The following is a 7,627-nucleotide window of genomic DNA, read 5'->3' as shown; positions in this document are numbered from 1 at the left end:
CCGACCTGGTGCAGGAGATCGCCGCCGCCTCGGAAGAGCAGACCACCGGTGTCAGCCAGATCAACACCGCCATGAGTCAGTTGAGCGAGATCACCCAGCAGTCGGCCTCCTCCTCCGAGGAACTGGCCGCCACCGCCGAGGAGATGAGCGGTCAGGCCGAGCAACTGCAACAGCTGATGGACTTCTTCAAGGTCGGCTCCTCGAGCAAGGCCAGCCATGAAGCCGTAGCCAAAGGCAAGGTCGGCGTGATCCGCAAGGCCCCCCGCCGCGGCGTGGAAACCCGTGATGACGACATGTTCGACGACACCGTTCCCGCCGGGTTCGTCCGTTTCCAGCATTGATCCAACCTTTCGATCCCGTGACCGGGGCACCCGCCCGTGCCCCCAGGAGCGCAGCATGTCCAGCTTCCTCAGCCGCTGCGGCGACGCCGCCCTGCCGGATGCCCCCCAGCAGTACCTGACCTTCACCCTGGCCGGGGAAGTCTTCGCCGTCGGCACCCGCAGCGTGCGCGAAATCATCGAGTGCACCAGCCTGACCCCCGTCCCCATGATGCCGTCGTGTGTGCTCGGGGTGCTCAATCTGCGCGGCGGCGTGGTACCGATCATGGATCTGCGCCAGCGCTTCGGTGCCGGACAGACCACCCTCAACCGGCGCAGTTGCATCGTGATCCTGGAGGTGGAACGTGACGACCTGCACCAGGTGATGGGCATCGTCGTCGAGGCGGTCAACGCCGTCATCGAGATCGATACCCAGGACATGGAGCCCGCTCCCAGCTTCGGCGCCCACATCCGCACCGACTTCATCCACGGCATGGCCAAGCTCGATGGCCGCCTGGTGGTGATGCTGGACATCGGCCGGGTGCTGTCCCTGGATGACCTGCAGCGTCTGGCCGAGGCCGGCCAGGCCGGCAACATGCCGCTGTCTGCCTGACGGGAGTTCGCCATGATCGACCTCAGCCTCTCCACCCCCGAATTCCACCAGTTCCGTGCCATGATCCACGAAATCGCCGGCATCGCCATGTCCGAGGCCAAGCGCCAGTTGATCGCCGGTCGGCTGAGCAAGCGCCTTCGCCACTTTGGCCTGGGCAGCTACGGCGACTACTACCGCTTGTTGATGAAAGACAAGGACGAGTTGCAGATTGCGGTCGACCTGCTCACCACCAATGAGACCTACTTCTTCCGCGAGCCCAAGCATTTCGACTTTCTGCGCGAAAAACTGAGCACTGAGCTGCAACGTGGCAGCGGTCCGTTGCGTATCTGGAGTGCGGCCTGCTCCAGCGGAGAAGAACCCTACACCCTGGCCCTGCTGTTGGCCGACACGGTTCGCAGCCGGCCCTGGGAAATCCTGGCCTCGGATATCAGCACCCGCATCCTGGACAAGGCCCGCGCCGGTCTCTACCCCCTGGAGGATGCCAAAGGCATTCCAGGCGAGCTGCGCCAGCGCTTCTGCCTGCAGGGCACCGGACGCAACGAGGGCCTGTTCACCCTGGAACCGGCGCTGAAGCAGCGCGTGCAGTTCCGCCAGATCAACCTCAACGACAGGCTGCCGGAAGTCGGTACATTCGACGTGATCTTCCTGCGCAACGTGATGATCTACTTCGACGCCGACACCAAGCGCCAGGTGGTGCAGCGCTTACGCGCGCGCCTGCGTCCGGGCGGTTACTTGCTGATCAGTCATTCGGAGAGCCTCAACGGCATCAGCGATGAGCTGCAGTCCGTACGTCCTTCGATCTACCGGAGGTCCCATGCGTGAGCCCAAGGACAGCATCACCCTGCGCCAGCCCCATCCTCAACAAGTTGCCAGTCGGCATGACGAGGACCGCTCATCATGAAGAACATCAAGGTGATGATCGTTGACGACTCGGCCGTCGTGCGCCAGGTACTGACCGCCAGCCTGTCAGGCCACAACGGCATCGAGGTGATCGGTGCCGCCGCCGACCCGCTGTTCGCTCTGGAGCGGATGAACCGGAACTGGCCGGACGTGCTGGTGCTGGATGTGGAAATGCCGCGCATGGACGGCATTTCCTTTCTGAAGAAGCTGATGGCCGAACGGCCCACGCCGGTGGTGATCTGCTCGACCCTGACCGAAAAGGGCGCCGCCACCACCATGGAGGCCCTGGCGGCCGGCGCGGTCGCCATCGTCACCAAGCCCCAGGGCAACCTGCGCCAGTTCCTGGTCGATGCCACCGAAGAGCTGGTAACGGCCATCAAGGCGGCGTCCCAGGCGAGCCTGAAGCGAATTGCCATTAACGCGCCCACCCCGGCCACCGTCCCCCCCAAACTCACAGCCGACGCGATCCTGCCCGACAATGGTGCGGCGGCCATGACCCGCACGACCGAACGCATCGTCGCCCTCGGCACTTCCACCGGTGGCACCCAGGCCCTGGAATACGTGCTCACCGCTCTGCCCCGGGTCTGTGCCGGTATCGTCATCGTCCAGCACATGCCGGAGAAATTCACCGCCGCCTTTGCGGCACGCCTGGACAGTCTGTGCCAGATCGAAGTGCGCGAGGCGCGCCACGGTGACCGTGTGGTGCCCGGCCGCGCGCTGATCGCCCCCGGCGGCCGCCACATGCTGCTCAAACGAAGCGGCGCACAGTATGTGGTGGATATCGTCGACGGCCCTCCGGTATCCCGACATAAACCCTCCGTCGATGTCCTGTTCCGCTCCGTTGCCCGTTCCGCCGGCGCCAATGCCACCGGCATCATCATGACCGGCATGGGCGACGACGGCGCGCGCGGGCTGCGGGAGATGTACGACGCCGGTGCCTACACCCTCGGTCAGGACGAAGCGTCCTGCGTGGTCTATGGCATGCCCAAGGAAGCCCGAAAGCTGGACGCGGTGCACCGGGAGATCCCCCTGGAGCAGATCCCGGCCTATATCCTGAAGGGTAACCGTGCCTGAGTTCACAGGCCGGCGCCGCGTAAAGATCAGCGTCCCTGCCCGGCAGGGACGCTGAACACTGCCAGGGGTGAGGCGCGCCCGCCCTCACGACGGCCCGTTCACTTGTGCAGAATCGCCTGGTGGATGTCCTGCAAGGCCATGATCCGCTGCGCGGCATTGAGCTTGATGGCTTCCTTGGGCATCCCGAATACCACGCAGCTGGCCTCATCCTGGGCCACCGTCGTGGCGCCGGCGTCGAGCATTTCCTTGAGGCCCCGCGCCCCGTCGTCGCCCATGCCGGTCATGATGATGCCGGTGGCGTTCTTGCCGGCGAACTTGGCCACGGAACGAAACAACACATCCACCGACGGGCGATGGCGGTTGACCAGCGGGCCGTCGATGACCTGGGCATGATAGAAGGCACCGCTGCGGGTCACCATCAGGTGCTTGCCGCCCGGGGCGATCAGCGCCAGGCCGGGCAGGATACGGTCGTTGTTGCGGGCTTCGCGCACTTCGATCTGGCACAGGCTATTGAGGCGCTCGGCGAAGGACGCGGTGAATTTTTCCGGCATGTGTTGCACCACCACCATGCCCGGGCACACTCTCGGCAACGCTGTCAGTACGGTTTCCAGGGCCTGGGTACCGCCGGTGGAAGTGCCGATGGCGACGATACGCTCGGTGGTCTGGGCCATGGCGTGACCGGTGGCGGCAGGCAGAATGGCGTCCGCCGTGAGCCTGCTGGGGGGGATCGGCGCGGGCGCTGCCGGAGCGCTGCGCTTGCCCAGGTTCCTGACGTTGGCGTTCGCCGCCGCGCGAATCGCCGCGACCAGTTCGCCCGCCGAGTCGATCAGGAAGCTCTTCAAACCGGTGGTCGGCTTGGTGATGATCTCCACGGCACCGGCCGACAGCGCCTGCAGGGAAGTTTCCGCCCCCTTCTGGGTCAGGGACGAACAGATCACCACTGGCGTCGGCCGTTCGCTCATGATCTTGCGCAGGAAGGTGATGCCGTCCATGCGCGGCATTTCCACATCCAGCACGATCACATCCGGCCATTGCCGGGTGAGCTTTTCCATGGCGAAAATCGGGTCGGAGGCGGCTCCCATGACCTGGATGTCCGGCGTGTCGTTGAGGATCGTCAGCAGCACCTGCCGCACCACGGCCGAATCATCGACCAGCAACACACTGATTTTTCTGTTAGGCATGCTCTAGAGGGTTCCCATTGGTTGGTGCCGGACCCAGACGTTGCCGTTCCACAGGTCGAACATGATCGTGCGGTAGCCGGTACTGCCCATGTCCTGGGCAGCCAGATGCAACCGATGCTGCTCGGCCAGTTCCAGCGCCGCGCGGATATTCAGACGCGCCACGTCCTGCGTCGACACGGCGCGGCGCTGCTCGGGAAACATCTCGCCACCGCCGAACAGCTTGACCTGATAATCCTGCGGCGTGGTGCCGTGGGCGCGGGCGTGACGCAACAGCAGCTCGACCGCCTCATCGGCATATCGGCCGTCCAGGCACTGGTCGCGGCGCAAGCGTGCTGGCAGCATGAAATGGCACATGCCGCCGATCAGCCGTTGCGGGTGCCAGAACGTGAACGCCACGCACGACCCCAGCAAGGTCCGCAGGCGCGTCGTCCGGGAGGCAAAACTGACCTGCCCTGGCGCCAATATCACTTCACTCACATCTACGGGCTTTTTCATGGTTTTCGATAAATCGACGGAGCCACCAGCTTGAGCGTGTCATTCACGCCGTGGAGGCTTTCCGAATGGCTGATGATGAAGTAACCACCGGACTTCAGGCGCGGCAGCAGGCGGGCCACCACTTGGCTCTTGGTCTTCTGGTCAAAGTAGATCATGACGTTGCGCAGGAAAATCACCTCGAACTCGCCCAGCTCGGGCAGATTGTCGTTGAGGTTGACCTGGACGAAACTGACCCGGTTGCGCAGCGGCTTGTCGATCAGGAAGGTGCCCTCCTGGCGACCGACGCCCTTGAGGCAGTACTTGGTCAGCAGCGGCGTGGGCAAGGTACCGGCGCGCTCCATGGGGTAATGCCCGGTGCGCGCACGGGCCAGCACCTGGGTGCTGATATCCGATCCGACGACCTCCCAGGGCGTGGTGCCCAGGTGTTCGGCCAGGGTCATGGCCAGGCTGTAGGGTTCCTCGCCGGAGGAGCTGGCCGCGCTCCACACGCGAAACACCTTGCCTGGCACGGCCCTGGGCAGGACCTGTTGGCGCAGGAAGTCGAAGTGCTTGGGTTCGCGGAAAAAATAGGTTTCATTGGTGGTCAGCAGGTCCAGCGCGACCTGCCGCTCGCCCTTGTGCTGATCGCTCATGATCAGCTTGAAGTACTCCCCGTAGCTCTCCAGTTCGAAGTGCTTGAGGCGTTTGAACAGGCGCCCGGCCACCAGCGCCTTCTTGGCTATCGACAGATTGATACCGGCCGCACGGTACAACCAGGATTGGAACTGGCCGAACTCACGATCATCCAGAGAAGCAGTGTCTGACATGTTCGAACCTTAACGCACGTCCAGGTCGAGCCCCGGCGCCTGGGCGACCTCGGCGAGGCTGGACATTTCGTCAATGGACAACACCTTGTCCACGGCCAGCACGATCACGAACTTGCCGTCGACCTTGGCCATGCCGCTGATGAAATCGGCGCGAATCCGGGCACCGAAGTTGGGCGGCGGCTCGATCTGGTCGGCCGGTATTTCCTGCACCGCGGAAACCGTATCCACCAGCAGCCCGATGTCCTGGGGCTCACCCTCTTCGCTGCGGGCCTCGATGATGATGACGCAGGAACGCCGGGTGATCGTCGAGGTTGCCCGGCCAAAGCGGGCCGACAGGTCAACCACCGGCACCACGGCGCCGCGCAGGTTGATCACGCCACGCACGAAGGCCGGCATCATCGGCACCACGGTCAGGCTGCCGTACTCGATGATTTCCTTGATGCCCAGAATGCCGAGGGCGAACATCTCGCCGCCGAGAATGAAGGTCAGGTATTGCGCATCCTCACTTGTCGCGACCGTGGTTTGACGGGTCGTCATGACTGTACCCATGTCGTTCTCCCTTTGAGCCCGCACCGATCCTGGAATCAGAAGCGGGTGAATTCCGATTCGTCCAACGCACCTGTCGTTTCCTGGGCGAACGCCTTGCGCGAGGCCGGTGCCACCGGGCGTGGTGCCGGGCGATCAGGCTTGCCGCCGACGCCCTCCACGCCGCGACCGGATACGGCCTTGGGCGTGGCATCGAGGACGAAGAAGCTCATGGCCAGCTGCAACTGCTCGGCCTGGCTGCTCATTTCCTCTGCGGTGGCGGCCAGTTCCTCGCTGCTCGAAGCATTCTGCTGGGTGACCTGGTTGAGCTGGGTCATCGCCATGTTGATCTGCGAGACACCCGCGGCCTGTTCTTCGGAGGCGGCGCTGATCTCCTGCACCAGGTCGGAGGTCTTGGTGATCGACGGAACCATCTCGTCGAGCAGCTTGCCGGCCTTCTCGGCCATCTCCACGCTGCTGGAGGACAGTTCGCCGATTTCCTGGGCGGCCACTTGGCTGCGCTCGGCCAGTTTGCGCACCTCGGCCGCCACGACCGCGAAGCCCTTGCCGTGCTCGCCGGCACGCGCCGCCTCGATGGCGGCGTTGAGTGCGAGCAGATTGGTCTGATAGGCGATGTCATCGATGATGCTGATGCGCTGGGCGATTTTCTTCATCGCCACCACGGTCTGCTGCACCGAGTCGCCGCCTTCGGTGGCCTCCTTGGCGGCCTTGCTGGCCATGCCGTCGGTGACCTTGGCGTTCTCGGTGTTCTGGTTGATGCTGGCGCTCATCTGCTCCACCGAGGCACTGGTTTCCTCGACGCTGGCCGCCTGCTCGCTGGTGGCCTGGCTCATCGACTGCGCGGTGGCGCTGACCTGCTCCGAGGCACTGGCCAGGTTGTCGGCGGCGTTGCGCACCTCGCCGATGATCTGCGCCAGCTTGCCGACCATGTTACGCATGGCGTTGAGCACCATGCCGGTCTCGTCCTTCGCGCCCGGCTCGATATGTGCGTTGAGGTTGCCATCGGCCAGTTGTTCGGCGGCGGCCGCGGCATGGCGCAAGGGTCGCGAGATGATGCGGGCGATGAGCAGTGCCAGCCCCAGGCCGACCACCAGCGCGACGATCAGGGCCGAGACGATCGACAGGCGCGAGCTCTCGTACAACGCCGAGCCCCTGTCACCCGCCGCCGTGGCACCCGCGTCGTTGAGCTCGATCATTTTCTGCAACCGGCTGGTCAGCTCGTCAAAATGCACCTTGGACTCGCCGCGCAGCACCCCACGCGCCTGGGCCTCCTCATTCTGCCGGGACAGTTCGAAGAGTTTCTGGCTGCCCACCAGGTAAGTGCTCCAGGCGCTCTTGACGCTATCGAGAAGCTCACGGTCTTCGTCGTTCGAGAGCAGTTTCTCGTAGGTGTCGAGCCGGGTTTCGAACTGCTGGCGCGCCTCGACGGCCTCGCGCTCCGCCTGGGCCTTTTCCTCGGCGACCTCAGTGGAGAGGTGACGGTTTTCCTTCAGGCGATAGTTGGCCGCAAAAAAGCGCATGCCGGACGCCGCACGCATGGAAGGCATCCAGTTGCCCCGGATCTCCTGGGCCGCCTGGTTGACACTGCCAAGCTGGATGATGGCGAAGGCTCCCATGGCCGCGGTCAGCGCCAGGACCACCAGGAACGAGCTGATCAGCTTGATGGAAATCTTGAGATTGTAAAACCATTTCATC

At 64.2% G+C, this 7,627-nt stretch carries 8 protein-coding genes and 1 pseudogene; 4 read left to right on the top strand and 5 right to left on the bottom strand.

What is annotated here, in order from left to right; genetic code table 11:
• From K675_RS32425 to K675_RS0119130, 4 genes and pseudogenes are all read left to right on the top strand, one after another.
• A pseudogene (locus tag K675_RS32425) lies at positions 1-341 on the top strand (methyl-accepting chemotaxis protein); the annotation flags it as partial.
• A gap of 55 nt (positions 342-396) precedes the next feature.
• Positions 397-930, top strand: a complete 534-nt coding sequence (locus K675_RS0119140) for a chemotaxis protein CheW (RefSeq protein WP_017905099.1) — start codon at positions 397-399, stop codon at positions 928-930.
• 12 nt (positions 931-942) lie between these two features.
• A complete protein-coding gene (locus tag K675_RS0119135) occupies positions 943-1,752 on the top strand; it encodes a CheR family methyltransferase (RefSeq protein ID WP_017905098.1) in 810 nt (269 codons plus the stop codon).
• Between the two features lie 75 nt (positions 1,753-1,827).
• A complete protein-coding gene (locus tag K675_RS0119130; RefSeq protein WP_017905097.1) occupies positions 1,828-2,904 on the top strand; it encodes a protein-glutamate methylesterase/protein-glutamine glutaminase in 1,077 nt (358 codons plus the stop codon).
• Positions 2,905-3,002: 98 nt separating this feature from the next.
• On the opposite strand, the gene K675_RS0119125 is transcribed toward K675_RS0119130, so the two are convergent.
• From K675_RS0119125 to K675_RS0119105, 5 genes are read right to left on the bottom strand one after another with little or no spacing between them, the layout of a single operon-like run.
• Positions 3,003-4,085, bottom strand: a complete 1,083-nt coding sequence (locus K675_RS0119125; protein ID WP_026145346.1) for a protein-glutamate methylesterase/protein-glutamine glutaminase — start codon at positions 4,083-4,085, stop codon at positions 3,003-3,005.
• A gap of 3 nt (positions 4,086-4,088) precedes the next feature.
• Positions 4,089-4,580 carry a chemoreceptor glutamine deamidase CheD gene (gene cheD / locus K675_RS0119120; protein ID WP_026145345.1) on the bottom strand — a complete coding sequence of 164 codons (492 nt, stop codon included), beginning with the start codon at positions 4,578-4,580 and terminating at the stop codon, positions 4,089-4,091.
• Positions 4,577-5,386 carry a CheR family methyltransferase gene (locus tag K675_RS0119115; protein ID WP_017905094.1) on the bottom strand — a complete coding sequence of 270 codons (810 nt, stop codon included), beginning with the start codon at positions 5,384-5,386 and terminating at the stop codon, positions 4,577-4,579. The genes cheD and K675_RS0119115 overlap by 4 nt, the downstream gene beginning before the upstream one ends.
• A 9-nt stretch (positions 5,387-5,395) precedes the next feature.
• The gene (locus K675_RS0119110; protein WP_017905093.1) at positions 5,396-5,935 is read right to left on the bottom strand and encodes a chemotaxis protein CheW; all 540 of its coding nucleotides are present in this window, start codon (positions 5,933-5,935) and stop codon (positions 5,396-5,398) included.
• A gap of 35 nt (positions 5,936-5,970) precedes the next feature.
• Positions 5,971-7,626, bottom strand: a complete 1,656-nt coding sequence (locus tag K675_RS0119105) for a methyl-accepting chemotaxis protein (RefSeq protein ID WP_017905092.1) — start codon at positions 7,624-7,626, stop codon at positions 5,971-5,973.
• Position 7,627: the final 1 nt, after the last annotated feature.

It is taken from the genome of Pseudomonas fuscovaginae SE-1 (assembly GCF_000364705.1).
GTDB lineage: Bacteria > Pseudomonadota > Gammaproteobacteria > Pseudomonadales > Pseudomonadaceae > Aquipseudomonas > Aquipseudomonas fuscovaginae_A.
The sequence above is the reverse complement of the archived record's forward strand: the minus strand, read 5'-3'. Positions and strand labels throughout refer to the sequence as shown.